The sequence below is a fragment of the Bradyrhizobium sp. WBOS07 genome, from assembly GCF_024585165.1.
GTDB lineage: Bacteria > Pseudomonadota > Alphaproteobacteria > Rhizobiales > Xanthobacteraceae > Bradyrhizobium > Bradyrhizobium japonicum_B.
Window position 1 is genome coordinate 1001350 of record NZ_CP029008.1, and the last position, 25656, is coordinate 1027005.

Genomic DNA, 25656 nt, shown 5'->3' on the forward strand with positions numbered 1-25656 from the left:
CAAGCCCGCGGTCTTGGGGGACCGCGGGCTTTTTTACGTTCTGTCATTCCGGGGCGCGCGCAGCGCGAGCCCGGAATCCATTTCACCGCACGTCATGCCCGCCGATGGATTCCGGGCTCGCGACTTCGTCGCGCCCCGGAATGACGACTACAAAAAACTCTGCGGATCGACGTCGATTTCGAGCTTTTGATTGCCTGATAGCTTCGGGCAGACCGCGAGCCAGTTGCGCAAGTAATCCGACAGGTCGAAATTGCGCGCCGATTTCACCAGGATGCGGAAGCGGTAGCGGCCCTTGATCACGGCGAGCGGCGCTTCCGCGGGCCCGAGCACGACGACGCGCTCGTCGCGCGGCGCCAGCGCGACCAGACGGCGGCCGAGACCTTCGGCGCTCGGGCGATCGCCGGCGGAGATGATCAGGCTGGCGAGCCGGCCGAACGGCGGATAGAGCGTCTTCTCGCGCAGCTCGATCTCGCTGTCGTAGAAGGCCTCACGGTCGCAGGCGATCAGCGCCCGCATCACGGGATGATCGGGCTGGTGGGTCTGCAAGTAGCCGACGCCGCGGCCCTGCTCGCGGCCGGCACGGCCGATCACCTGGTTGAGCAATTGCCAGGTGCGCTCCGCCGCGCGCGGATCGCCGTTGGACAGGCCCAGATCGGCATCGACCACGCCGACCAGGTTGAGCCGCGGAAAATTGTGGCCCTTGGCCACCAGCTGCGTGCCGATGATGATGTCGACGCGGCCCTCCGCGATCTCGGCGAGCTCGCTTCGCATCGTCTCGATCGAGGTGACGAGATCGCTCGACAGCACCATGGTGCGCGCCTGCGGAAACAGCGCGGCCGCCTCTTCCTGCAGGCGCTCGACGCCGGGCCCGACCGCAACCAGCGATTCCTCGGCCGAGCAATTCGGACAGATGTGCGGACGCGGCATCGAGAAGCCGCAATGGTGACAGACCAGGCGCTGGCGGAAGCGGTGATCGACCAGCCAGGCATCGCAGATGGTGCAAGCGAAGCGATGGCCGCAGGCGCGGCACAGCGTCAGCGGCGCATAGCCGCGGCGATTGAGGAACAGCAGCGCCTGCTCGCGCCGCTCGATGGCGGTCCTGATCTCGCCGGCCAGCCGCGGCGAGATGAAGCGGCCGCGCGCGGGCGGCTCGCGGCGCATGTCGATGGCCTCGATATGCGGCATGTGCTGGCCGCCAAAGCGCGAGGGCAGCGCGATGCGCTGATAGCGGTTCTTGCGCGCATTGACCTCGGACTCGACCGAGGGCGTCGCCGAGGCCAGTACCACCGGGATCTTGGCGATGTGCCCGCGCACCACCGCCATGTCGCGGGCATGATAATGCACGCCCTCGTCCTGCTTGTAGGCCTGGTCGTGCTCTTCATCGACCACGATCAGGCCGAGATCGGCGTAAGGCAGAAACAGCGCCGAGCGCGCCCCGACCACGACCGGAGCGGTGCCCGAGGAGATCGCCGCCCAATTGCGCGCGCGCGTGCGCGGGGTGAGCTCGGAGTGCCACTCGATCGGCCGCGCGCCGAAGCGCTGCGCGAAGCGATCGAGGAACTGTCCGGTGAGCGCGATCTCCGGCATCAGGATCAGCGATTGCCTGCCGCGGCGGATGGTTTCCGCGACGGCCTCGAAATAGACCTCGGTCTTGCCCGAGCCGGTGACGCCGTCGAGCAATGCGACGTGGAAGGTGCCGTTGGCGGCGAGCGCGCGCATCGCGTCCACGCCGGCCCGCTGCAGCGGCGAAAAATCCGGCCGGCCGAAATCCGGATCGGGCGCCGGGGGCGGCGCCGGCGGCGGCATCGGCTCGACCGTGAGCGTGCCTTCGTCGACGAGGCCGTCGATCACGCCCGAGGAGACGCCGGCCTCCTTGGCGGCTTCCGACTTGCCGTGCAGCAGCCGGTCCGACAGCAGCTCGATCACGCGCTGGCGCGCCGGCGTCAACCGCTTCGGCGGATCGCCGGTCAGGCGCACGCCGGGACGCACCCGCTCAGGACCGAGATTGTCGCCCATCCGCAGGCACATGCGCAGTACCATGCCGCGCGGGCTCAGCGTGTAATTGGCGACCCAGTCGACCACCTGGCGCAGCTCCGGCTTGAGCGGCGGGATGTCGAGCTTCTCGCTGACCTCCTTGAGGCGGTTGTGCAGGCGCGGATCCGGATTGGCGTTCTCGCCCCAGACCACGGCCAGCACCTCGCGCGGCCCGAGCGGCACACTGAGGAGATCGCCCGCCTTCAGCTCCATGCCGCGCGGCACCTTGTAGGAATAGGTCTGGTCGAGCGCGACCGGCACCAGCACGTCGACCATGCCGGTCGCGTTGGTGGGGGCGGCGTTGCTGCGCGACGAATGATCCATCAACGGTCTTTGCGGGAGAATCGGAACCCGGGGGTGCGAAGGCTAGCGTCCGGGGGCGACCTTAGCGAACGATAAACGAGTGTGATGCGATATACTGTGCGGAATCATTCCGTCCAGAGCGCATGAGCAAAGCAGCCGCCCCAAGACTCGAGCTCGCCAGCGCCGATCCCTCGATCGCGCAGGAGATGACGCGCTGGCTGTCGCATCTCGGCGCCGAGCGGCGGCTGTCGCCGAAGACGCTGGAGGCCTATGGCCGCGACTTGCGGCAATGCCTGGATTTCCTCTGTGCCCATTGGGGCGAGCGCGTCACGCTCGAGCGTTTCGCCGCGCTGGAAGCCACCGATGTGCGCGCCTTCATGGCGATGCGCCGGGCCGACGACATCGCCGGCCGCAGCCTGATGCGTGCGCTCGCGGGGCTGCGCTCGTTCGGCCGCTTCCTCGAGCGCGAGGGCAAGGGCAAGGTCGGCGCACTCTCCGCGATTCGCGCGCCGAAGGTGGCCAAGAGCCTGCCGAAGCCGCTGCCGATGGCGTCCGCAAAACGTCTGGCCGATGCCGACGAGCGCGCCGGCGAGGACCGCGAGACCTGGATCCTGGCACGCGATGCCGCGGTGATGGCGCTGCTGTACGGCTCCGGCCTGCGCATCTCCGAAGCGTTGGGGTTGAAGCGCCGCGAGGTGCCGCGCCCCGGCGAGGGCGACGTGCTGGTCGTGACCGGCAAGGGCAACAAGACCCGCATGGTGCCGGTGCTGCAGAACGTGCTCGAGCTGGTGCAGGAGTACGTCGCGATGTGCCCCTATCCGCTGCCGGCGGAGGGGCCGATCTTCGTCGGCGCGCGCGGCGGGCCCTTGGGCCCGCGCATCATCCAGCTGGCGATGGAGCGTCTGCGCGGCGCGCTCGGTCTGCCCGACAGCGCCACCCCGCACGCGCTGCGCCATTCCTTCGCCACGCATCTGCTCTCGCGCGGCGGCGACTTGCGCGCCATCCAGGAATTGCTCGGCCATTCCTCGCTGTCGACCACGCAGGTCTATACCGGCATCGATTCCGAGCGTCTGCTCGAAGTCTACGCGAGCGCACATCCGCGGCGGTGACACTTGACGAGCTCTCGTGCCGCGGACGCAGCGTTACACGCCGCGCCGCGTCCGGGACACGAGAGTGGCTGACATACTGACGTCATAACTTCGCTCCCTCTTGCGCAGGCCGCGCGGTTGGTTCAATCGTTGCGGAACCGAGGCAGGAGAGACATCATGGGCGCACACGAAAGCATGGAGCACGCCGAGCACGCCGAACACGCGTCCGGCTCGAACAAGAAGATCGCGCTCCTGATCGCGGTGCTGGCGCTGTTCCTGGCGATCTCGGAGACGCTCGGCAAGGGCGCGCAGACCGAATCGATCAGCAAGAACGTCGAGGCCGCCAATCTCTGGGCGTTCTTCCAGGCCAAGAGCATCCGCCGCACCGTGGTGGTGACCGCAGGCGAACAGGGCAAGCTCGCGCTCGCCGCCGCCGACGAGGCGCAGAAGCCCGCGGTGCAGAAGCAGATCGACGACTGGGCCAGGACGGCGGCGCGCTACCGCTCCGAGCCCGAGACCGGCGAAGGCACCGAGCAGCTCGCCGAGAAGGCCAAGCACGCCGAGCACGCGCGCGACGAGGCAACCGCGAAATACCATCATTTCGAGCTGGCCTCGGCCGCGTTCCAGATCGGCATCGTGCTGGCCTCGGCCACCATCATCACCGGCATGCTCGCGCTGGCCTATGTCAGCGGCGTGCTGACCATTGCCGGCCTGTTCATGACGGCGCTCGGCCTGTGGTGGCCGCATCTTTTGCATTTGCATTAGGAGGTGCGCCGTCGCGCACGCTTGAAACCGCACAGCAGTGTCATGCTCCGGCTTGACCGGGGCATCCAGCACGCCGCAGCCTCTCGGTTCAATCACGCCCGCTGGTGGAATACTGGATTGCCCGCCTTCGCGGGCAATGACGCTGAGTGTGTGTCACCGCGCCTGATGCACGCTCTTCCTGAAGCGCTGGATCATGCGCAGCGTCCGTGACGACCATCCCTCGCCGTTGCCGGCGATCAGCTCGCGGATGCGCTGCTTGATCGGATTGACCAGCTCGGCGGCCTTGGCGCGGATCCTCAGCACCAGGTCGTAGATCCGCTCGAACCAGTGCATCTCCAGCAGCTTGTGGCGCGTCACGTCGAACACGAAGGCGGTGACGCCGACGCCGACCAGCTTTGCGAACACGATCATGAAGACCGCGCTGGTCCAGTATTGGTGTGCGAGCAGCCAGAGGCCGACCAGCTTGAGCGGAAACAGCGGCACGACCGGGACGGCGAACACGATCAGCGTCATGGCCGGCGACAGCGCATTGACGCGCTCCGTCAGCCAATGCTTGAAGCGCGCCAGCGGGATGGCCGCGACGATCCTGGCAACGATCGGCTCGAGATGGTCCCACAGCCAGGCTTCGATCAGGAAGATGATCGCAAGCAGGACCCAGAGCGGTTGAAGAAGGCGGCGCAGCATGTGTTTCCCGCCCGATTCGGCGCCGGGCGTGGCTACATATGGATGGCCCGCTTGCCGACTGCAAGCGCGGCTTCCTTGACGGCCTCCGAGCGGGTCGGATGGGCGTGGCAGGTGCGCGCGAGATCTTCCGCACTGCCGCCGAACTCCATGAGAACACAGGCCTCGTGGATCATTTCGCCGGCTTCGCGGCCGATGATGTGCACGCCGAGCACGCGATCGGTCTTCGCATCTGCGAGAATCTTCACGAAGCCGTCAGTGGTCTGATTGACCTTGGAGCGGCCGTTGGCGGTGAACGGAAACTTTCCGACGGTGTAGGCCACGCCCGCCTGCTTCAGCTCCTCCTCGGTCTTGCCGACGGAGGATACTTCCGGCGAGGTATACACGACACCCGGGATCACATCGTAATTCACATGGCCGGCCTGGCCGGCAATGATCTCGGCCACCGCAACGCCTTCGTCCTCGGCCTTGTGCGCCAGCATCGGGCCGGCAACGACGTCTCCGATGGCATAGACGCCCTTCAGGTTGGTGGCGAAGTGCGGATCGATCTGCACGCGGCCGCGATTGTCGAGCGCGACGCCGGCTTCCTTGAGCCCGAGCGCGTCGGTGTAGGGCACGCGGCCGATGCAGACGAGCACGACGTCGGCCTCCAGCGTCTCGGCGGCGCCGCCGGCGGCGGGCTCGACCGTCGCCTTCAGCGTCTTGCCGGAGGTATCGACGCCGGTGACCTTGGCCCCGAGCTTGAATGCAAAGCCCTGCTTTTCCAGGATGCGCTGGAATTGCTTGGCGATCTCGCCGTCCATGCCGGGCAGGATGCGGTCGAGGAATTCGACGACGACGACTTCGGCGCCCAGGCGATGCCAGACCGAGCCGAGCTCGAGGCCGATCACGCCTGCGCCGACGATCAGGAGCTTGCCGGGGACCTTGTCCAGCGACAGCGCGCCGGTGGACGACACGATGCGCTTCTCGTCGATCTCGATGCCCTTGAGGCGCGCGATGTCGGAGCCGGTGGCGATCACGATGTTCTTGGTCTCGACCACCTGGGACTTGCCGTCGGCGGAAACCTCGACCTTGCCGGTGCCGAGGATCTTGCCGGTGCCCTTGAGCACGTCGATCTTGTTCTTCTTCATCAGGAATTCGACGCCCTTGACGTTGCCGTCGATGCCCTGCTGCTTGAAGTTCATCATCGCCGGAAGATCGAGCTTCGGCGCCGACACCGACACGCCCATCTTGGCGAAGGAGTGCGCGGCCTCCTCGAACATCTCGGAGGCGTGCAGCAGCGCCTTCGACGGCATGCAGCCGACATTGAGGCAGGTGCCGCCGAGGGTGGCGTTCTTTTCGACCACGGCGACCTTCATGCCGAGCTGGCTGGCGCGCACCGCGCAGACGTATCCGCCAGGTCCAGTGCCGATGACGACGAGATCGTAGGTAGCCATGAGAGAAGTCCCGTAAGTTTAGCGTGATGAGATTGTGTCAGCGTCCGCGCGGCGCGTCAGCGTCCGCCGGACACATCGAGAGTGGCTGCGGTGATGTAGGAGGCCTCGTCCGACATCAGCCAGAGGATGGCGTTCGCGATCTCGTCGGCGGTGCCGACGCGCTTCATCGGCACCATATGGGCCAGGCGATGGTGCCGGTCGGGCTCGCCGCCCGAGGCGTGGATTTCCGTATCGATCAGGCCGGGGCGAATGCCCGCGACGCGAATGCCTTCGCCGGCGACCTCATAGCCGAGGCCAGTGGTGAAGGAATCGATCGCGCCCTTGGACGCGGCATAGTCGACATAGGTGTTGGGCGCGCCGAGCCTGGCGGCGACCGACGACAGATTGACGATCACGCCGCCCTCGCCGCCGTGCCGGGTCGACATCCGCTTCACCGCCTCGCGCGCGCAGAGGATCGAACCCGTGACGTTGACCGCCAGCACGCGCTGGATGCGCTCGGCCGACATCTCGTCGACGCGTACGCCGCTGGTGCCGACGATGCCGCCATTGTTGACGAGCGCCCCTAGCGTGCCGAACTTGTCGGCCTGCTTGAACAGGTCGATGATGTCGCGCTCCTCGGCGACATCGCACTTCACCGCAACGGCCTTGCCGTTGCTGGCCTCGATCTGCGCCACCACCTCGTCGGCAGCCTTCTTGTTGCTGGCATAGCCGACCACGACCCGGTAGCCGCGCGCGGCCGCCGCGATCGCGGTCGCCCGCCCGATGCCGCGGCTGCCGCCGGTGATGACAACGACCTTATCCGTCACGTCAGCCTCCATGGTTCGACACGCGCCGTCGCGCCTGGCGACGGCGCTCGCAGAGCATCAGGAATCAGAGGTCGAGCACCAGGCGCGCCGGATCTTCCAGGCTCTCCTTGACGCGAACCAGGAAGGTGACGGCTTCCTTGCCGTCGATGACGCGGTGATCGTAGGACAGCGCCAGGTACATCATCGGGCGGACCTCGATCTTGCCGCCGACGACCATCGGGCGCTCCTGGATCTTGTGCATGCCGAGGATGCCGGACTGCGGCGCGTTCAGGATCGGGGTCGACATCAGCGAGCCGTAGATGCCGCCATTGGTGATGGTAAAGGTGCCGCCCTGCATCTCGTCGATCTTGAGCTGACCGTCGCGGGCGCGGCGGCCGAAATCGGCGATGCTCTTCTCGATGTCGGAGATCGACTTGTGGTCGCAGTCGCGCACCACGGGGACGACGAGACCCTTGTCGGTGCCGACGGCGACGCCGATGTGATAATAGTTCTTGTAGATCAGGTCGGTGCCGTCGATCTCGGCGTTGACCGCCGGGATGTCCTTCAGCGCCTGCACCACCGCCTTGGTGAAGAAGCCCATGAAGCCGAGCTTGGCGCCGTGCTTCTTCTCGAACGCGTCCTTGTAATGCGCGCGCAGCGCCATGACGTTGGTCATGTCGACCTCGTTGAAGGTCGTCAGCATGGCCGCGGTGTTCTGCACGTCCTTGAGGCGGCGCGCGATGGTCTGGCGCAGCCGGGTCATCTTGACGCGCTCTTCGCGGGCTGCGTCATCGGCCGGCGATGGCGCGCGGACCTGCACGGCGGCGGCGGGTTGGTTAACCGGGGTCGGCGCCGAGGCCGCCCGCTCGATCGCGGCCAGCATGTCGCCCTTGGTGACGCGGCCGTCCTTGCCGGAGCCCGGAACGGTCGAGGCGTCGATGCCGGTCTCGGCGGAGAGTTTTCGCACCGAGGGCGCGAGCGGCGCATCGGCCGGCGGCGCCTTCGGGGCAGCGGCAGCGGCCGGAGCTGCAGCAGCGGGTGCGGGAGCAGCAGCCGGCTTCGCCGGCGCGGCGGCCGGCTTGGCTGCACCGGCACCTTCCGTAATCTGGCCGAGCAGCGCGCCGACCGCAACGGTCGCGCCATCGGCGGCGATGATCTCGCTCAGCGTGCCGGCGGAGGGCGCGGGCACTTCGATAGTGACCTTGTCGGTCTCGAGCTCCACGAGGGGCTCGTCGACGGCGACGGGATCGCCGGCCTTCTTGAACCAGCGGCCGATGGTGGCCTCGGTGACGGATTCGCCGAGCGTCGGCACACGAATTTCAGTCATGGTCTTTTCCTTAAGGGATCGCAGTCGCGGACAGGAATTCAAGTGTCATCGCCCGCCTAGTGCGCGCTTGCGCACTGGGGCGGGGCATGATGACAGCGTCTTAAAAACTTCTCAGCTCAGTGCTTCGTCCAGGAACGCCTTCAGCTGCGCCTGATGCTTGGACATCAGACCCGTGGCGGTCGCAGCGGAAGCGGCGCGGCCGACGTAACGCGGACGCCGGCTCGCGCCGTTCACCTGGTTCAGCACCCATTCCAGATAGGGCTCGATGAAGTGCCAGGCACCCATGTTGCGGGGCTCTTCCTGGCACCACACCACTTCGGCCTTCTTGAAGCGCGACAGCTCGGCCACCAGCGCCTTCAGCGGCACCGGATAGAGCTGCTCGACGCGCATCAGATAGATGTCGTCGATGCCGCGCTTCTCGCGCTCCTCGTAGAGGTCGTAATAGACCTTGCCGGAGCACAGCACGATGCGGCGGACCTTCTCGTCGGGGACGAGCTTGATGGCCTCGTTCGGCAGCATCTGGGCGTCATCATAGAGGATGCGGTGGAAGGTCGTCCCCTTCGCCAGCTCCTCCAGACGCGACACCGCCCGCTTGTGACGCAGCAGCGACTTCGGCGTCATCATGATCAGCGGCTTGCGGATCTCGCGATGCAGCTGGCGGCGCAGCGCGTGGAAGTAGTTCGCCGGCGTAGTCGGGTAGACCACCTGCATGTTGTCTTCGGCGCACATCTGCAGGAAACGCTCGAGGCGCGCCGAGGAATGCTCCGGTCCCTGGCCCTCATAGCCGTGCGGCAGCAGGCAGACGAGGCCGGACATGCGCAGCCATTTGCGCTCGCCCGAGGAGATGAACTGGTCGAACACGACCTGCGCGCCGTTGGCGAAGTCGCCGAACTGGGCTTCCCACAGCGTCAGCGTGTTCGGCTCGGCAAGCGAATAGCCGTATTCGAAGCCGAGCACGGCCTCTTCCGACAGCAGCGAGTTGATGACCTCGTAATGGCCCTGCTCGCCGCCGAGATGGTTGAACGGGGTGTAGCGGCTCTCGTCCTCCTGGTCGATCAGGACCGAGTGGCGCTGCGAGAAGGTACCGCGCTCGCAGTCCTGGCCGGACAGGCGGACATGGTGGTTCTCGTTCAAGAGCGTGCAGAACGCCAGCGCCTCGCCGGTTGCCCAATCGATGCCGTTGCCGCTCTCGATCGCCTTGGAGCGGTTCTCCAGGAAGCGCTGGATGGTGCGGTGGACGCGGAAGCCGTCCGGCACCTTGGTGATCTTGCGGCCGATGTCCTTCAGGATCGGCAGATCGACGCCGGTGACGCCGCGGCGGGCGTCCTCTTCCTGGTCGGCGATCTTGAAGCCCGCCCATTTGCCGTCGAGCCAGTCGGCCTTGTTTGGCTTGTAGGAGGTGCCGGCCTCGAACTCGGCATCGAGCCGGGCGCGCCAGTCGGCCTTCAGCTTGTCGACCTCGCCCTCGGTGACCACGCCCTCGGCGATCAGGCGCTTGGAGTAGAGCGTCAGGGTCGAGGGATGGGCCGCGATGCGCTTGTACATCACCGGCTGGGTGAACGCCGGCTCGTCGCCCTCATTGTGGCCGTAGCGGCGGTAGCACCACATGTCGATGACGACGGGCTTGTGGAATTTCTGCCGGAATTCCGTCGCGACCTTGGCCGCGAACACCACGGCTTCCGGATCGTCGCCGTTGACGTGGAAGATCGGCGCGTCGATCATCTTCGCCACATCCGACGGGTAAGGCGAAGAACGAGAATAACGCGGATAGGTGGTGAAGCCGATCTGGTTGTTGACGATGAAGTGCACGGAGCCGCCGGTGCGGTAGCCCTTCAGGTCGGACAGGCCGAAGCACTCGGCGACCACGCCTTGACCTGCGAACGCGGCGTCGCCGTGCATCAGCAGCGGCATCACGGAGATGCGCATATCGGGCGGATCGCCGTGCTGGTCCTGCTTCGCGCGCACCTTGCCGAGCACGACGGGATCGACGATCTCGAGATGCGAGGGGTTGGCGGTCAGCGACAGATGGATGCGGTTGCCGTCGAACTCGCGGTCCGAGGAGGCGCCGAGGTGATACTTGACGTCGCCAGAGCCTTCGACCGCGTCGGGATTGGCCGAGCCGCCCTTGAATTCGTGGAACAGGGCGCGGTGCGCCTTGCCCATCACCTGCGTCAGCACGTTGAGGCGGCCGCGATGCGGCATGCCCAGCACGATCTCCTTCACGCCGAGATTGCCGCCGCGCTTGATGATCTGTTCCAGCGCCGGGATCAGCGCCTCGCCGCCGTCGAGACCGAAGCGCTTGGTGCCGGTGAACTTGGTGTCGCAGAACTTCTCGAAGCCTTCGGCTTCGACCAGCTTCATCAGGATGGCCCTGCGGCCTTCGCGGGTGAACGAGATCTCCTTGTCGGGCCCCTCGATGCGCTCCTGAATCCACGCCTTCTGCGCGGCGTTGCTGATGTGCATGAACTCGACGCCGAGCGTCTGGCAGTAGGTACGCTCGCAGATCGCGGTGATCTCGCGCAAGGTGCCGTATTCGAGACCGAGCACGTGATCGAGGAAGATCTTGCGGTCGAAATCGGCTTCGCTGAAGCCGTAGGTGCGCGGATCGAGCTCTTCGCGGTTGCGCTGGGCTTCGATGCCGAGCGGATCGAGCTTGGCATGGAAATGACCGCGCATGCGGTAGGAGCGGATCAGCATCAGGGCGCGGACGGAATCGCGCGTCGCCTGGAGCAGGTCGGCGGAGGAGAGGCTCGCGCCCTTGTCACCGCCCTTGGCCTGCGCCTTGGCGGCGATCTTGGCGCCGACCGCCTTCTCGACTTCGGCCCAATTGCCATCGAGAGCGGAGGTGAGATCGTCCTGCGGCGTCAGCGGCCAGTTGTCGCGCTCCCAGGACGGGCCTTCCGCGTTCTTCCGGACGTCAGCCGGCTGGTCGTTGAGGCTCTTGAAGAACTCCTGCCATTCGGCGTCGACCGAGGACGGGTCCTTCTCGTAGCGGGCGTAGATTTCGTCGATGTAGGTGGCGTTGGTGCCCTGCAAAAATGATGACAAGGCAAAGGCTGCGTTCGCGTCCTGGCGAGACATACTGGAGTTCCTGGCGATTTCGGTTCGCGCATAACAAACGGCGCTGGCACCGAGCTCCCCGGCAGAGGCTCGGCGCGACAGGCACCCTTTACCCTATTTGCTGCGAAACTTCGCCCGGAAAAGCACGAAGAAGTGAATTAGCCTTTCAACTTTTCGGCAAGCGTATGGCCGAGCCGGGCGGGCGAGGGAGACACTGTAATCCCTGCCGATTTCATCGCCTCGGTCTTGGAACCGGCGTCGCCCTTGCCTCCCGAAATGATCGCGCCGGCATGGCCCATGCGGCGGCCGGGAGGGGCGGTGACACCGGCGATGAAGCCGACCATGGGCTTCTTGCGGCCGCGCTTGGCCTCGTCCTTGAGGAACTGGGCGGCATCCTCCTCGGCCGAACCGCCGATCTCGCCGATCATGATGATCGATTCGGTCTTGGGATCGGCCAGCAGCATTTCCAGCACGTCGATGAATTCGGTGCCCTTGACCGGGTCGCCGCCGATGCCGACCGCGGTGGTCTGGCCGAGGCCCTCCTGGGAGGTCTGGAACACGGCTTCGTAAGTCAGCGTGCCCGAACGGGAGACAATGCCGACCGAGCCGGTCTTGAAGATGTTGGCGGGCATGATGCCGATCTTGCATTCGCCGGCGGTCATGACGCCCGGGCAGTTCGGCCCGATAAGGCGGGACTTGGAGCCGAGCAGCGAACGCTTCACCCGCACCATGTCGAGGACGGGAATGCCCTCGGTGATGCAGACGATCAGCGGGATCTCGGCGTCGATGGCCTCGCAGATCGCATCCGCCGCGCCCGGGGGCGGCACGTAGATCACCGACGCATCCGCGCCGGTCTTCTCGCGCGCCTCGCGCACGGTGTCGAACACCGGCAGGCCCAGATGCGTCGAGCCGCCTTTGCCTGGCGAGGTGCCGCCGACCATCTTGGTGCCATAGGCGATCGCGGCCTCGGAATGGAAGGTGCCGTTCTTGCCGGTGAAGCCCTGGCAGATGACCTTGGTGTTCTTGTCGATCAGGATGGACATGAGGTCTGCTTTCGCGAACTAACGAGTGAGTGGTCAGTGGATGCGGCGGTAGACGCCGGTGAGCACGTCAGCCCAGCCTTCCGCGTCCGGCGAGAACTGAATCTTCAACGAGTAGGAATCCTCGTTGATGATCTCGTAGACGTGGCGCGCATTGCCGCGGAGCGAGCCGCGCACCAGCGTCAGGGTCTTGCCGACCCAGCCGCCGGAGGCGGGCGAGGGCGGCGTGTAGCCGAGCGAGTCGTACCAGAACAATTTGTAGGTCCGGTCGTCGCGGTCGTAGCTGAAGATGCCGTGGGTGGCGAAGATCTGCTTGCCATCGCGCATCTGGACCGAGTCCTGGATCAGGTAGAACCCGTTGAGATCCATGCGCGCGACGGTGCGCGAGGTCGCCGGCCCGCCCGCCGTCCAGCGCGACGGGAAGACCATCTCCTCACCATCCCATTCGCCGGCGAACGCGGCGAGGCGCGCATGCTCGGGAAGCGGGGATGATGCGGCGAGATGGTCCTGGGCCATGGCGTTAGCCTCCCTTGACGGCCTTCACGATCTTCTGCGCGGCGTCGTCGAGATTGTCGGCCGGCACCACGTTGAGGCCGGATTCACGAATGATCTTCTTGCCGAGCTCGACGTTGGTGCCTTCGAGGCGGACCACCAGCGGCACGCTGAGGCCGACTTCGCGAACCGCCGCCGTGACGCCCTCGGCGATCACGTCGCACTTCATGATGCCGCCGAAGATGTTGACCAGGATGCCCTTCACGTTGGGATCGGCGGTGATGATCTTGAACGCGGCGGCGACCTTCTCCTTGCTGGCGCTGCCGCCGACGTCGAGGAAGTTCGCCGGCGCCATGCCGTAAAGCTTGATGATGTCCATCGTCGCCATGGCGAGACCGGCACCGTTGACCATGCAGCCGATGTCGCCGTCGAGCGTGACGTAGTTGAGATCGTATTTCGACGCCTCGATTTCCTTGGCGTCTTCCTCGGTCAGATCGCGCAACGACACCGCGATCTCGGGATGGCGGAACATGGCGTTGTCATCGAACGACACCTTGGCGTCGAGCACGCGGAGCTCACCCTGCTTGGTGACGACGAGCGGATTGATCTCCAGCATCGACATGTCCCTGGCGACGAAGGCGGCGTAGAGTTGCGCGGTGAGCTTCTCGGCCTGCTTGGCGAGATCGCCGGACAGATTCAGCGCCTTCGCCACGGTGCGGCCGTGATGGCCCATGATGCCGGTGGCGGGATCGACCGAGAAAGTGACGATCTTCTCGGGCGTGTTGTGTGCGACGTCCTCGATGTTGACGCCGCCTTCGGTCGACACCACGAAGGAGACGCGCGAGGTCTCGCGGTCGACCAGGATCGAGAGGTAGAATTCCTTGTCGATGTCGGAGCCGTCCTCGATGTAGAGGCGGTTGACCTGCTTGCCGGCCGGGCCGGTCTGCACGGTCACCAGCGTGGCGCCCAGCATCTGCTTGGCGAATTCGTTGACCTCTTCCACCGACTTGGCGATGCGGACCCCGCCCTTGTCCCCGGCGGACGCTTCCTTGAACTTGCCCTTGCCGCGCCCGCCGGCATGGATCTGGCTCTTCACCACCCAGACCGGGCCGGGAAGCTTCTTTGCTGCGGCGTCGGAGTCCGAGGCCTTGAGAACCGCTACGCCGCGCGAAATCGGAACGCCGAATTCATGCAGCAGCGCTTTGGCCTGATATTCATGGATATTCATATGGTCGCTCCCTGAACCCGCGGGCGGTGACCCCATGGGCCCGCCTCAGTCTTGTGGCTGGCATACCATATACCACAGGAACTGCAACCCGGATTCTTTGACATCGAGATCTCTGCCGAAACCGGAACCCCACCCCGGTCAGTGGGGTGCGGAAGTGAAACCGCCGAAGACCGGGTTTCGATCTTCGGCGGGATTGTTTGCGCCTCAGCGGCCGAGAAGATCAGGTGCGATCTTCTTGCAGGCATCGACCAGACCCTGCACGGCACCGACCGACTTGTCGAAGGCCTCGCGATCCTTGCCGGCAAGCTCGATCTCGACGACGCGCTCGACGCCCTTGGCGCCGATCACGACGGGCACGCCGACATACATGTCCTTCACGCTGTACTCGCCATTGAGGTAGGCGGCGCAGGGCAGCACGCGCTTCTTGTCACGCAGATAGCTCTCGGCCATCGCGATTGCCGAGGCGGCCGGCGCGTAGAAGGCCGAGCCGGTCTTGAGCAGGTTGACGATCTCGGCGCCGCCGTTGCGGGTGCGGTCGACGATCTCGTCGAGGCGCGCCTGCGACGTCCAGCCCATCTTGACGAGGTCGGGCAGCGGAATGCCGGCAACGGTGGAATACTTCACCAGCGGCACCATGGTGTCGCCATGGCCGCCCAGCACGAAGGCGGTGACGTCTTCAACGGAGACGTTGAACTCGTCGGCCAGGAAGTAGCGGAAGCGGGCCGAATCCAGCACGCCGGCCATGCCGACGACCTTCTTGTGCGGCAGGCCGGAAGCCTTCTGCAGCGCCCAGACCATCGCGTCGAGCGGGTTGGTGATGCAGATGACGAAGGCGTCGGGCGCGTACTTCTTGATGCCGGCACCGACCTGCTCCATGACCTTGAGGTTGATGGAGAGCAGGTCGTCGCGGCTCATGCCGGGCTTGCGCGGCACGCCGGCGGTGACGATGCAGACCTTGGCATTGTCGAGCGCCTCGTAGGAATTGGCGCCGGTGTAGTGCGCGTCGAAGCCATCGACCGGCGAGGACTGCGCGATGTCGAGCGCCTTGCCCTGCGGCACGCCCTCGGCGATGTCGAACATCACGACGTCGCCCAGTTCCTTCAGGCCGATGAGGTGAGCCAGCGTTCCGCCGATCTGACCGGAGCCAATCAAAGCAATCTTGTCGCGCGCCATGTGAGCCTGTCCTTTAGACACGTAAGGAGGGGAAAACTGAGACGGGTGGTTATCCCTTTCGCCTCCCCCGTTCAAGTCGCCCAATGCCCAATTGTCGGGCTTGGCGCGGCCGCGGGCACGCAGCCCTGTCATTCCGGGCGCGACGAAAGTCGCGAGCCCGGAATCCATCGCGGCGGAGCGCGCTGAGAAATGGATTCCGGGCTCGCCGCTTCGCGACGCCCCGGAATGACAGCGCTGGCACAAATAGGACTTAAGTCTCTACCAGGCCCTTGGTGGAGCCGCTGGCGGTGGAATCCTTGCGGCCGTGAGCCAGCGCCAGGTAGGATTCCGAGCTCATCTCGATCAGGCGCGAGGCGGTCCGCTTGAATTCCATGGCCTCAGTGCCCTCATGGGCGAGGTACAGCGAAATCGGGTTGGCGTCGGCCGAGGCCATCAGCTTCACCGCATTGTCATAGAGCGTGTCGATCAGCGTGATGAAGCGCTTGGCGGCGTTGCGCTGGGAGAAATCCATCACTGGAATATGGTCGACCAGGATGGTGTGATAATCGTGCGCCAGCCTGAGGTAATCCGATGCGCCGAGCGGCTTCTCGCAGAGGTCGGCGAACGAAAACCGCGCCACGCCGTGAGCGGAGCACGGCACGTGCAGGATGCGGCCCTTGATCGAAATGTCGCGCGAGCGGCATTTGGCGCCGCCCGACATCCGCGACCAGGCGCGATCGAGCGCAGCGTCCGCATCGCGATCGGCCGGCGTCAGCCACATCGGCACGCCCTGCAGCTTCTCCAGCCGGAAGTCGGTGCGCGCATCGAGCCGCGCGACGTCCATGTGGTCGGTGATCTGCTTGATGAAGGGCAGGAACAGCGACCGGTTCAGGCCGCCTTTGTAGAGATCGTCAGGCGCCACGTTGGAGGTCGCGACCACGACGGTACCGAGCTCGAACAATTTGGCGAACAGCCGTCCCAGGATCATGGCATCCGCGATGTCGGTGACGTGGAATTCGTCGAAGCAGAGCAGCCAGCTCTCCTCGAAGATCGCATTCGCGGTCAGTGCGATGACGTCGCCGTCGGCGATCTCGCCGCGCGCGATGCTCTGGCGATAGTCGTAGATGCGCTCATGCACGTCGGCCATGAATTCGTGGAAATGCGCGCGGCGCTTGTGCTCGACATCGGAGTGCTGGAAGAACAGATCCATCAGCATGGTCTTGCCGCGGCCGACCTCGCCATGGATGTAGAGCCCGCGCGGCACATCATCCTTGTCACCGCCGCCGAACAGGCGGCTGAGCAGGCCCTGCTTGCGTTTGGGGCTGTAGGTCGCCAGCCGCAGGTCCAGCGCGGCATAGGCCTCGGCGACCTCCGCCTGCGCAGCATCGGCCTCGATCGCGCCGGAGGCGATCTGGGCCTGATAGGCATCGCTGAAGGGGGAACTGGGGGTCGAGAGCATGGCCCTTTACCGCCAGAGACCGGCGGAAATTGCAAGCCGTCAATTGGTGCGGGGCGCTATGCGTTCCGTGTCCCGGACGCGCTGCGGCACTCCCGGCGATGCGAAGCATCGTCCGGTGTGATGCTGCGCAAAGCCGGGACCCACTGTTTCGTACACCGATCTTGGAGCGATGGGCCCCGGCTCAGCAGTGCCGCTGCGTGGCGCACTGCGTCCGGGGCACGAGAGCGATTGCTACTCGCACAGCTCGTAGGCGTCCTCGACAACGTAAGGGCCGCCGCCGGTCGAGGCGCGCGAGGAGAACAGCACGAACCGCTCGGCCATGAACGCCTTGCTCGGGAAATAGCCGCGCAGCGAGAGATAGTCGGCGACGTCGCGGTCGGTGGCATCGTGCAGCCGGGCCAGCGTCACATGGGGAATGAACTTGCGGCCTTCAGGATTGAGGCCGATCCGCTGCATCATGCGTTCGAGCTCGGCCTGCAATTCCATCAGCGGCTTGCTCGGCGCGATGGTCGCGACGACGGCGCGTGGCTTGCGGCCGCCGAAACTGGTGAGGCCCTGCACCTTGACCTCGAAGGGCTTGCGGTCGACGCGAAACAGCATCGAGGCGATCTCGTTGGCGGAGACGCCGTCGATATCGCCGATGAAGCGCAAGGTGACGTGATAATTTTCGGGATCGATCCAGCGGGCGCCGGGAAGGCCTCCTCTCAAGTTGGAAAGCGCCTGGCCGATCTCGGCCGGAATTTCCAGACCCGTGAACAAACGCGGCATCGTTTCGCACTCCCGATGCTTGGGTACGATCCCCGAGCAGGATCATATCCAAATTAGAGCCGGCGACGAATCACCGGTACCCTGATTCCTATCGCAGTTGTGTGACTCTGCGAAGCATGCCGCGCCTCACCCCGGTAAAACCCTGGGAATTACTGATCGCGCTGCCTGCTTTCAACGCCGTTGCTCAGCGATCGTGCCAACGAATGCCTGCACGGCGGGCATGATGTTGCCGACGATGATGTCGACTCCTTCAGCGGTCGGATGAATGCCGTCGGGCTGGTTGAGCTTGGCGTCGGCCGCAACGCCCTCCAGAAAGAAGGGGTAGAGCGGCACGTCGAATTGTTTCGCCAGATCCGGATAAATCGAATTGAATCGCGCGGCATAATCGGCGCCGTAATTCGGCGGCGCCAGCATGCCGCACAGCATCACCGCGATCTTGCGCGCCTTGAGCCGCTGGACGATGTCGGCGAGCGCGGCGCGCGCCAGATCGGGAGCGATGCCGCGCAGGGCATCGTTGGCGCCGAGCTCGACGATGACCCCGTCGGTTCCCTCGGGGACGGACCAGTCGAGCCGGTCGCGGCCGCCGGAAGTGGTGTCGCCGGACACCCCGGCATTGGTCATGTCCACTGCTATGCCCTTGGCCTGCAAAGCCTTTTTTAGCTTCTGGGGGAATGCGTCCTGAGCCGGCAGGCCGAGGCCGGCGCTCAGGGAATCGCCGAGCACGACGAGCTTGATCGGCTTTGTCGCGTCCGCCCAGGCCGGGTTCGCCATTGTCATGAAGGCGAGCATCAACACGGCTATGTGCATGAACAATCCGTAACGCCTCTCGACCGCGCTATCGGAGTTGCCATATGACCGGACCATGGACACTCGCATCGATCCCTCTTCGCTCGCCGTCACGTCGGCGGACACCATCGCCATCTCCAACGTCAATCTCTCATTGGGCACGGGCGCGGCACGCGTTCACATCCTCAAGAATATCAGCTTGCGGGTCGGCCGTAGCGAGACGGTCGGCCTGATCGGCCCGTCAGGCTCGGGCAAATCCACGCTGCTGATGGTGATGGCGGGGCTGGAGCGTCCTGACAGCGGAGAGGTGGTGGTCTCAGGCACGCCTTTCAATGCCCTCGACGAGGATGCGCTGGCTCGCTTTCGCGGCCGGCAGGTCGGCATCGTCTTCCAGTCCTTTCATCTGATCCCGACCATGACGGCGCTGGAGAACGTCGCGGTGCCGCTCGAGCTTGCCGGCAATCCCGATGCCGCGCGCCGCGCGGCAGAGGAGCTGCAATCGGTCGGGCTCGGCGACCGCCTGCATCATTATCCGACGCAGCTCTCGGGCGGCGAGCAGCAGCGTGTCGCGCTGGCCCGCGCGCTGGCGCCCGATCCCGCCATCCTCGTCGCCGACGAGCCGACCGGCAATCTCGACGAGGCCACCGGACAACAGATCGTCGATCTCCTGTTCAGCAAGCACGCCGAGCGCGGCATGACCCTGGTGCTGGTGACGCACGATTCCTCGCTGGCGCATCGCTGCGATCGGGTGATCCGCCTGCGCTCGGGCCGCATCGACACGCAGACTGCGCCGGCATGAGCACGGCGGCCGAGCCCTTTGCGAAGCCGAACGGCGTCGCGCTGTCGCTGCGTTATGCGCTACGCGAATTGCGCGGCGGCCTGCGCGGCTTCTACGTCTTCATCGCCTGTATCGCGCTCGGCGTGATGGCGATCGCCGGCGTCGGCTCGGTGTCGGCGAGCCTCTCCGACGGCCTTGCCCGCGAGGGCCGCACGCTGCTCGGCGGCGACGTCTCCTTCGTGCTGTTCCAGCGCGAAGCCAGACCCGAGGAGGTTGCCTTCCTGCGCTCGCGCGGCACGGTGTCGACCGCCGCCACCTTGCGCGGCATGGCGCGCGCGGCCGACGGCCAGCTCGCCCTGGTCGAGATGAAGGCGGTCGACGACACCTATCCGATGCTGGGCCAGCTCACGCTGGCGCCACAGCTGGCGATGTCCGACCTGCTCGCGGAGCGCGACGGCACGTTCGGCGCGGCCGCCGATCCGACCCTGCTGGCGCGCCTGTCGCTGAAGATCGGCGGCCGTGTCACGATCGGCTCGGCGACCTTCCAGATCCGCTCGACGGTCGAAGCCGAGCCCGACAAGCTCGCCGGCGGCATCGGCTTCGGCCCGCGCTTCCTGATCAGCCAGGCCGGCCTACGCGCTACCGACCTGATCCAGCCCGGCAGCCTGGTGCGCTGGGTCTACCGGGTGAAGCTGCCTGAAGCCGCCAACAACGAGCGCGCCACCGAAGCCTTCATCGCGGATGCGCGGAGCGCCGCGCCGCAGGCCGGCTGGGAGATCCGCAGCCGCTCCAACGCCTCGCCGCAGCTCGAACGCAACATCAACCGCTTCACCCAGTTCCTGACGCTGGTCGGGCTCGCCGCGCTGCTGGTCGGCGGTGTCGGCGTCGCCAATGCGGTGAAGAGCCATATCGACCGCCGGATCGAGGTGATCGCGGCCCTCAAGGCCGTCGGCGCCACCGGCCGCGACGTGTTCGGCATCTATCTGGCGCAGGTTCTCGTGCTCGCGGGCATCGGCTCGGTGATCGGCCTTGCGCTCGGCGCTGCCATGCCTTTTGCCATCGTCGGCCTGTTCGGCAAGCTGCTGCCGCTGCCGGTGGTGCCAGCCGTGCATGCCGACGAGCTCGCGCTGTCGTTCGTCTACGGCCTCCTGACCGCGCTGGCCTTCGGCCTGTGGCCGCTCGGCCGCGTCCACGACGTGCCGGTGGCCGCCTTGTTCCGCGATACCGTCAGCTCGGAATGGCACCGGCCGCGCGCGGGCTATCTCGTGTTTATGGGCGTGGTGATCGCCCTGCTCATCACCGTGGTGATCGGGCTCTCCTTCGACAAGCGCATCGCCGCGGTGTTCGTGGCCTCCTCGGTCGTCGTGTTCGCGCTGCTGCGCGGCATCGCCGCCCTGCTGATGGCGATCGCGCGGCGGCTGCCGCGGACGCGGCTGCCGATGCTGCGGCTCGCGATCGCCAACATCCACCGGCCGGGCGCGCTGACGCCCTCGGTCGTGCTGTCGCTGGGGCTCGGGCTCGCGGTGCTCGTCACCATCACCCAGATCGACGGCAATCTGCGGCGGCAGTTCCTCGCGGCCCTCCCCGATCAGGCGCCGTCGTTCTTCTTCATCGACATTCCGAGTGGGCAGGCCGCACCGTTCGACGATTATCTCCGCAAGATCGCGCCCGGCGCGAAGGTCGAGGACGTCCCGATGCTGCGCGGGCGCATCGTCGCCGCGCGCGGGCTGCGTGCCGAAGAGCTCAAGCCGTCCGCCGATTCCGAATGGGTGCTGCAGAGCGACCGCGGCCTGACCTATACCGGCGAGCTGCCGAAAGGCTCCAAGGTGGTCGAGGGCGAATGGTGGAGCGCCGATTATTCCGGCCCGACCCTGGTCTCGATGGAGAAGAAGATCGCCGACGGACTGGGCCTCAAGCTCGGCGACGAGATTGTGGTCAACGTGCTCGGCCGCGACATCCCGGCCAGGATCGGCAATCTGCGCACCATCGACTGGCAGGGGCTCGGCATCAACTTCGTCCTGGTGTTCTCGCCGAACGCCTTCAAGGGCGCGCCGCACACCCATATCGCGACGCTGACGGAACCGGGCGGAAATGCCGCAGCCGACGGCAAGATCATCAGGCAGGTGGCCGACGCCTATCCGATGGTGACGAGCGTGCGGGTGCGCGAGGTGATGGAGACCGTCGGCTCGGTGGTGACCAATCTGGCGCTGGCGATTCGCGGCGCCAGCGCGGTGACCCTGATCTCGGCGATCCTGGTGCTGGGCGGGGCGCTTGCCGCCGGTCATCGCCACCGGGTCTACGATGCCGTGATCCTGAAGACGCTGGGCGCGACGCGGCTGCGGCTGCTGGGCGCCTATGCGCTCGAATACCTCCTGATCGGGCTGGCCACCGCCTTGTTCGGGGTGATCGCCGGCAGCGTCGCGGCCTGGATGATCGTGACGCGGCTGATGACGCTCAGCTTCGTCTGGCAGGCCGGCAGCGCGGCTGGGGTCGTGGCGGCCGCGCTCGTGGTCACCGTCGGGCTCGGGCTCGCGGGCACGCTGCTGGCGTTGAACAAAAAGCCCGCCACGGTGTTGCGGAATTTGTGACAAATGGTAGCGGATGCCCTCACCGATGCGGAATCGCACGATTCCCGCGATTAACCACGACTGCTCGTCAGGTTCGCGTCAGGATTGCCGCCAAGGGCGACATTCAGCCGCGCGTGGAAGGTTGCAGCGGATGTGTTAGTTTCCCACATATCGAATGGGTTCGGAGTCCGGATCGTTAGCCAAAATTTAGCCGGCTGGCGTCGGTATCCGAGATAGAATTTGACGAACCGGCGGCATGGCGACCCTCGTGCCGGACCGGACCAACCAACGGGAATTCGACCATGTCGGACCTAGACCGTAACTACGCTTCTCCTTTCGGCAGGGCCGCCGGGCGTGTTGACGCCGCGACGGTCGATGCCGGCCTGCGCGCCTACATGCTGCGCATCTACAACTACATGACCATCGGCCTGGCCATCACCGGCCTTGCCGCGCTCGGCGTCTACATGGCTGCCGTGACCGACGTCGCGACGCCGGACGCGGTGCGCGTCGGCAAGCTGTTCCTGACGCCGTTCGGCTACGCGATGTTCGTCAGCCCCCTGAAGTGGCTGTTCATGCTCGCGCCGCTGGCGATGGTGTTCGTGATCTCGGCGGGCATCAACCGTCTGGCTCCCTCGACCGCCCAGATCCTGTTCTGGGTGTTCTCGGCGCTGATGGGCATCTCGCTGTCGTCGATCTTCCTGGTGTTCACGCACACCTCGATCGTGCGGGTGTTCTTCATCACCGCGGCCACCTTCGGTGCCCTGAGCCTCTATGGCTACACCACCAAGCGTGACCTCACCGGCATGGGCTCGTTCCTGTTCATGGGCCTGATCGGTATCGTTCTCGCCAGCCTGGTGAACCTGTTCCTGGCCAGCTCGATGCTGCAGTTCATCGTGTCGGTGGTCGGCGTGCTGGTGTTCTCGGGCCTCACCGCCTGGGATACCCAGCGGCTGAAGAACGACTACATCTACGGCTATGCCTCGGCCGGCGGTGACATCGCAGAGCGTGCGGCCATCACCGGCGCACTGTCGCTGTACCTGAACTTCATCAACCTGTTCACGCTGCTGCTGCAGCTGCTCGGCCAGCGCGAGTAGGCGACGGACCAGAGCGAACGACACGAACCCCGGCCGCGAGGCCGGGGTTTTTGTTTGGAGGGCGCGGTAGAGCCACATGCACAGTGTCATCGCCCGCGAAGGCGGGCGATCCAGTATTCCAGAGGCAGTCGCGAGTGACCGAGAGGCCGCGGCGTACTAGATTCCCCGCCTTCGCGGGGAATGACGGCGGAGGAGGTTATGCTCGCAATGATGGGGGCGGAGGCGGCGGAGCCCCTTCCAGCGGCCGCGGGAAGACTTTAATCTTCCTCCCATGTCCGCACCCGAAATCAGGCCCACGCAAGAGGCCGACCTTCCCGCCATCACCGCCATCTACCAGCAGGCCGTCCGCGAGGGCACCGCGACGTTCGAGCTGGAGCCGCCCGACCTCGCGGAGATGACGCGCCGCTACCGCACGCTGATCGACGGCGGCTATCCCTATTTCGTCGCCATCCTCGAGGGACGCTTGGCCGGCTACGCCTATGCCGGCGCCTACCGGCCGCGGCCGGCCTATCGCTTCACGGTCGAGAACTCGATCTATCTCGATCCATCGTTCCACCGCCGCGGCATCGGCACGTTGCTGCTCGAGCGGCTGGTTGCCGAATGCGAGGCGCGCGGCTTTCGCCAGATGATCGCGGTGATCGGCGATTCCGCCAATGCCGGCTCGATCGGCCTGCACACCAGGGGCGGCTTCAGGATGATCGGCACGCATCCCAATGTTGGGCTGAAATTCGGCCGCTGGCTGGATACGGTGATGATGCAGCGCGACCTCGGCGAGGGCGCGAGAACGGTGCCCACGAAATAGGCTCAGCTTGTAGCCCGGATGGAGCGCAGCGCAATCCGGGACAGGTCCATCCGCCGACACAGCGGCCCCGGATTGCGCTGCGCTCCATCCGGGCTACGGGACTGCCGTCACACCACCGCCAGCTTCCGATCGATCACCAGCAGCACGCGCTCCAGCTCGTGGCCGCGGCGCAGGATCAGGCCGGTCGCCGAGATCACGCTGTACATGCCCTGCTTGCGCGCCAGGCGCGGATCCTTCTCGATACGATAGATCGGCACTTCCGAGGCGCGGCGATAGACCGAGAAAACGGCGCGGTCCTTCAGGAAGTCGATGGCGTAGTCGCGCCACTCACCGTCGGCGACCATGCGGCCGTAGAGATTAAGGATACGGTTCAGCTCAAGCCGGTTGAACGTCACCCTGCTCTGTTGCGCATTCACGGCGGCGGGGCGCGCCGCCGCGCGCTGCTCGCTCGGATCGGCATCCTCCGACATCAGACTCATGGAGAGCCTCCTCATCGCACCACTTAACCCGGTCCGCGAACCGTCCCCGGAACCGGATCATGACAAGGGCATGATTGCGCCAACCGTTCTTCGCCGCAAGGGCCCTCGATGGAACCCGGCGCCTGCTTTCAACCGGTCGAATCCGTCGCGACTCCTCCCACACGCAAAGGTGGAACTCTGTCGCGGCAAACCGTCACGGGATCGTTAGCAGGAATCATAGTATCGCCGCTTTTCCGCCTAGCGACTGCCGCCCTGCATTGCGAGAAGATTCACGTGCGTTGACCCGGTCCTTTCGGTTCCGGATTCCTCAGCCCCCAGCCCCCCGGGGTCGAACAGGATCGGGTCTGTACGCGCCACAAGGAGGGCCAACGCAAGTTGGTCCTTTTTTGTTTGTGCCGGGATGTTGCTGGCGACGTGCGACCGTCTCTCCAAGCATCCGAGGCAAGACTCTCTCGCCTCATCCTGAGGGCCGCGCACTTGCGCGGCGTCTCGAAGATGACAGGCCCGAGCTGCACCGGCGGGGGCCTTGCATGGTTCGAGACGCGCGCAAGGGTGCGCTCCTCACCATGAGGATTGAGAATATGTTCGACTCAAAGATTCGAAGCGCGCTCTTCAATGCAGCGACGTGTACGCCGCGCCCAGCATCGGGCCCGGTCGTTCGCGGCTGCCGTCCTGGACGTAGACCACAGCGCCATCGACGCCGTCGCGCGTGAGGTTCTCGATCGGCACCGTCCAGCTTTCCGGACGCCCGGTCCAGTCGCCGACCTTGAGCAGGTTGCGCACCACGTTGTGATAGGTGACCTGCTGCCCGCGATTCTCGCCGCGGGTGATCGCGATCGGCACCGACTTGGCGATCGAGCAGATCCAGACCTCGCCGCGCGAGACGGCCGGCTCGTTGCTCGCGGCGACCGAGACGTTGATCTGCTTGCCCGCGAGCGACATGGTCACCGGCACGCTCATCACGCCCGTACCCTTGGTGGCCTTGCCGATCGCATTCTCGATGCCGGCACGATCGTTTCCGACGACATGGGTGGAGCCGTTGACCACGACCTGCGGGGTGTAGACCTCGCGGTCGCCACGCATGCGCGAATAGGCGCGCTGCCGCGCCGAGAAACGCGAATCCGCCAGCGTGTCCTTCCAGCCCAGATAGTCCCAATAATCGATCGGCATGCTCAGCGCGATGATCGACGGGTCTTTCGAAAGATCGCCGATGATCTGGTCGGCGGGCGGGCAGGACGAGCAGCCCTGCGAGGTGAACAGTTCGACGACGGCACGGGGTTCAGCCTCGGCGGGCCGGATAACGGCGACGATGGCACAGATGCCGAGAGCTCCCGACCAGAGCGCACCAGACCAACGCGAAAGATGAGAAGCCGTCATTGCTGTCATGTCGAACGTCACACACCGTCACTCATAGGGAAGGATTCTATCGCCTGATGGTCACCGTAGTCTTACGGGCACGGCACGCCTGTCCGTCCGATGCGAAGCTTTTCGCCGGGCGGGCCGATCCGAAGCGTGCCGCAAACGCGCGAAGG

General features: G+C 65.8%; 21 protein-coding genes. 6 read left to right on the top strand and 15 right to left on the bottom strand.

Features of this window, described 5'->3' with window-relative positions; genetic code table 11:
• Positions 1-147: 147 nt before the first annotated feature.
• The gene (locus tag DCM79_RS04730; protein WP_257178866.1) at positions 148-2358 is read right to left on the bottom strand and encodes a primosomal protein N'; all 2211 of its coding nucleotides are present in this window, start codon (positions 2356-2358) and stop codon (positions 148-150) included.
• Between the two features lie 122 nt (positions 2359-2480).
• Here DCM79_RS04730 and DCM79_RS04735 point away from each other — a divergent pair, with 122 nt between their 5' ends.
• Both DCM79_RS04735 and DCM79_RS04740 read left to right on the top strand, forming a co-directional pair.
• Positions 2481-3446, top strand: a complete 966-nt coding sequence (locus tag DCM79_RS04735; RefSeq protein ID WP_257178867.1) for a tyrosine recombinase XerC — start codon at positions 2481-2483, stop codon at positions 3444-3446.
• A 156-nt stretch (positions 3447-3602) separates the two neighbouring features.
• Positions 3603-4190: a DUF4337 domain-containing protein gene (locus DCM79_RS04740; protein ID WP_257178868.1), complete on the top strand. Its 588-nt coding sequence runs from the start codon at positions 3603-3605 to the stop codon at positions 4188-4190.
• A gap of 153 nt (positions 4191-4343) precedes the next feature.
• Here the strand turns inward: DCM79_RS04740 and DCM79_RS04745 are convergent, their stop codons facing one another.
• The 12 genes from DCM79_RS04745 to DCM79_RS04800 form a co-directional block, all read right to left on the bottom strand.
• Positions 4344-4874, bottom strand: a complete 531-nt coding sequence (locus tag DCM79_RS04745) for a hypothetical protein (protein WP_257178869.1) — start codon at positions 4872-4874, stop codon at positions 4344-4346.
• A gap of 32 nt (positions 4875-4906) precedes the next feature.
• Positions 4907-6307: a dihydrolipoyl dehydrogenase gene (gene lpdA, locus DCM79_RS04750; RefSeq protein ID WP_257178870.1), complete on the bottom strand. Its 1401-nt coding sequence runs from the start codon at positions 6305-6307 to the stop codon at positions 4907-4909.
• A gap of 56 nt (positions 6308-6363) precedes the next feature.
• Entirely contained in the window at positions 6364-7125 is a 762-nt protein-coding gene (locus DCM79_RS04755; protein WP_257178871.1) for an SDR family oxidoreductase, read from the bottom strand.
• 52 nt (positions 7126-7177) lie between these two features.
• Complete coding sequence (odhB, locus tag DCM79_RS04760; RefSeq protein ID WP_257178872.1) at positions 7178-8419, bottom strand: 2-oxoglutarate dehydrogenase complex dihydrolipoyllysine-residue succinyltransferase; 1242 nt, start codon at positions 8417-8419, stop codon at positions 7178-7180.
• A gap of 111 nt (positions 8420-8530) precedes the next feature.
• Positions 8531-11500: a 2-oxoglutarate dehydrogenase E1 component gene (locus DCM79_RS04765; RefSeq protein ID WP_257178873.1), complete on the bottom strand. Its 2970-nt coding sequence runs from the start codon at positions 11498-11500 to the stop codon at positions 8531-8533.
• A gap of 137 nt (positions 11501-11637) precedes the next feature.
• Positions 11638-12522, bottom strand: coding sequence for a succinate--CoA ligase subunit alpha (gene sucD, locus DCM79_RS04770; RefSeq protein ID WP_024338867.1), 885 nt, complete (start codon positions 12520-12522; stop codon positions 11638-11640).
• A gap of 33 nt (positions 12523-12555) precedes the next feature.
• Positions 12556-13035: a DUF1579 family protein gene (locus DCM79_RS04775; protein WP_028133272.1), complete on the bottom strand. Its 480-nt coding sequence runs from the start codon at positions 13033-13035 to the stop codon at positions 12556-12558.
• A 4-nt stretch (positions 13036-13039) separates the two neighbouring features.
• Positions 13040-14239 (bottom strand): ADP-forming succinate--CoA ligase subunit beta, encoded by a 1200-nt coding sequence (gene sucC, locus DCM79_RS04780; protein ID WP_257178874.1) that lies wholly within the window; start codon positions 14237-14239, stop codon positions 13040-13042.
• Positions 14240-14443: 204 nt separating this feature from the next.
• Complete coding sequence (mdh, locus tag DCM79_RS04785; RefSeq protein WP_028133274.1) at positions 14444-15412, bottom strand: malate dehydrogenase; 969 nt, start codon at positions 15410-15412, stop codon at positions 14444-14446.
• 250 nt (positions 15413-15662) lie between these two features.
• On the bottom strand, positions 15663-16850 hold the full coding sequence (gene zapE / locus DCM79_RS04790) for a cell division protein ZapE (RefSeq protein ID WP_257178875.1): 1188 nt from the start codon (positions 16848-16850) through the stop codon (positions 15663-15665).
• Between the two features lie 231 nt (positions 16851-17081).
• Positions 17082-17618, bottom strand: coding sequence for an RNA 2',3'-cyclic phosphodiesterase (gene thpR / locus DCM79_RS04795; protein ID WP_257178876.1), 537 nt, complete (start codon positions 17616-17618; stop codon positions 17082-17084).
• 171 nt (positions 17619-17789) lie between these two features.
• The gene (locus tag DCM79_RS04800) at positions 17790-18425 is read right to left on the bottom strand and encodes an arylesterase (RefSeq protein ID WP_257180695.1); all 636 of its coding nucleotides are present in this window, start codon (positions 18423-18425) and stop codon (positions 17790-17792) included.
• Between the two features lie 55 nt (positions 18426-18480).
• Between DCM79_RS04800 and DCM79_RS04805 the strand changes: the two genes are divergently transcribed.
• From DCM79_RS04805 to DCM79_RS04820, 4 genes are all read left to right on the top strand, one after another.
• Positions 18481-19203 carry an ABC transporter ATP-binding protein gene (locus tag DCM79_RS04805; RefSeq protein ID WP_257178877.1) on the top strand — a complete coding sequence of 241 codons (723 nt, stop codon included), beginning with the start codon at positions 18481-18483 and terminating at the stop codon, positions 19201-19203.
• Positions 19200-21770 carry an ABC transporter permease gene (locus DCM79_RS04810; RefSeq protein ID WP_257178878.1) on the top strand — a complete coding sequence of 857 codons (2571 nt, stop codon included), beginning with the start codon at positions 19200-19202 and terminating at the stop codon, positions 21768-21770. The genes DCM79_RS04805 and DCM79_RS04810 overlap by 4 nt, the downstream gene beginning before the upstream one ends.
• 281 nt (positions 21771-22051) lie before the next feature.
• Positions 22052-22843, top strand: a complete 792-nt coding sequence (locus DCM79_RS04815; RefSeq protein WP_257178879.1) for a Bax inhibitor-1/YccA family protein — start codon at positions 22052-22054, stop codon at positions 22841-22843.
• A gap of 271 nt (positions 22844-23114) precedes the next feature.
• A complete protein-coding gene (locus tag DCM79_RS04820; RefSeq protein WP_257178880.1) occupies positions 23115-23645 on the top strand; it encodes a GNAT family N-acetyltransferase in 531 nt (176 codons plus the stop codon).
• A 107-nt stretch (positions 23646-23752) separates the two neighbouring features.
• Here DCM79_RS04820 and DCM79_RS04825 read toward each other — a convergent pair whose 3' ends face one another.
• Both DCM79_RS04825 and DCM79_RS04830 read right to left on the bottom strand, forming a co-directional pair.
• On the bottom strand, positions 23753-24124 hold the full coding sequence (locus DCM79_RS04825) for a DUF2794 domain-containing protein (RefSeq protein WP_257178881.1): 372 nt from the start codon (positions 24122-24124) through the stop codon (positions 23753-23755).
• 612 nt (positions 24125-24736) lie between these two features.
• On the bottom strand, positions 24737-25510 hold the full coding sequence (locus tag DCM79_RS04830; protein ID WP_257178882.1) for a thioredoxin family protein: 774 nt from the start codon (positions 25508-25510) through the stop codon (positions 24737-24739).
• Between the last annotated feature and the right edge of the window lie 146 nt (positions 25511-25656).

Coding starts and splice junctions, on each gene's coding strand:
- DCM79_RS04730 (WP_257178866.1), bottom strand. CDS start 2,358: ATGGATCATTCGTCGCGCAGCAACGCCGCCCCCACCAACGCGACCGGC.
- DCM79_RS04735 (WP_257178867.1), top strand. CDS start 2,481: ATGAGCAAAGCAGCCGCCCCAAGACTCGAGCTCGCCAGCGCCGATCCC.
- DCM79_RS04740 (WP_257178868.1), top strand. CDS start 3,603: ATGGGCGCACACGAAAGCATGGAGCACGCCGAGCACGCCGAACACGCG.
- DCM79_RS04745 (WP_257178869.1), bottom strand. CDS start 4,874: ATGCTGCGCCGCCTTCTTCAACCGCTCTGGGTCCTGCTTGCGATCATC.
- lpdA (WP_257178870.1), bottom strand. CDS start 6,307: ATGGCTACCTACGATCTCGTCGTCATCGGCACTGGACCTGGCGGATAC.
- DCM79_RS04755 (WP_257178871.1), bottom strand. CDS start 7,125: ATGGAGGCTGACGTGACGGATAAGGTCGTTGTCATCACCGGCGGCAGC.
- odhB (WP_257178872.1), bottom strand. CDS start 8,419: ATGACTGAAATTCGTGTGCCGACGCTCGGCGAATCCGTCACCGAGGCC.
- DCM79_RS04765 (WP_257178873.1), bottom strand. CDS start 11,500: ATGTCTCGCCAGGACGCGAACGCAGCCTTTGCCTTGTCATCATTTTTG.
- sucD (WP_024338867.1), bottom strand. CDS start 12,522: ATGTCCATCCTGATCGACAAGAACACCAAGGTCATCTGCCAGGGCTTC.
- DCM79_RS04775 (WP_028133272.1), bottom strand. CDS start 13,035: ATGGCCCAGGACCATCTCGCCGCATCATCCCCGCTTCCCGAGCATGCG.
- sucC (WP_257178874.1), bottom strand. CDS start 14,239: ATGAATATCCATGAATATCAGGCCAAAGCGCTGCTGCATGAATTCGGC.
- mdh (WP_028133274.1), bottom strand. CDS start 15,412: ATGGCGCGCGACAAGATTGCTTTGATTGGCTCCGGTCAGATCGGCGGA.
- zapE (WP_257178875.1), bottom strand. CDS start 16,850: ATGCTCTCGACCCCCAGTTCCCCCTTCAGCGATGCCTATCAGGCCCAG.
- thpR (WP_257178876.1), bottom strand. CDS start 17,618: ATGCCGCGTTTGTTCACGGGTCTGGAAATTCCGGCCGAGATCGGCCAG.
- DCM79_RS04800 (WP_257180695.1), bottom strand. CDS start 18,425: ATGCACATAGCCGTGTTGATGCTCGCCTTCATGACAATGGCGAACCCG.
- DCM79_RS04805 (WP_257178877.1), top strand. CDS start 18,481: ATGGACACTCGCATCGATCCCTCTTCGCTCGCCGTCACGTCGGCGGAC.
- DCM79_RS04810 (WP_257178878.1), top strand. CDS start 19,200: ATGAGCACGGCGGCCGAGCCCTTTGCGAAGCCGAACGGCGTCGCGCTG.
- DCM79_RS04815 (WP_257178879.1), top strand. CDS start 22,052: ATGTCGGACCTAGACCGTAACTACGCTTCTCCTTTCGGCAGGGCCGCC.
- DCM79_RS04820 (WP_257178880.1), top strand. CDS start 23,115: ATGTCCGCACCCGAAATCAGGCCCACGCAAGAGGCCGACCTTCCCGCC.
- DCM79_RS04825 (WP_257178881.1), bottom strand. CDS start 24,124: ATGAGTCTGATGTCGGAGGATGCCGATCCGAGCGAGCAGCGCGCGGCG.
- DCM79_RS04830 (WP_257178882.1), bottom strand. CDS start 25,510: ATGACAGCAATGACGGCTTCTCATCTTTCGCGTTGGTCTGGTGCGCTC.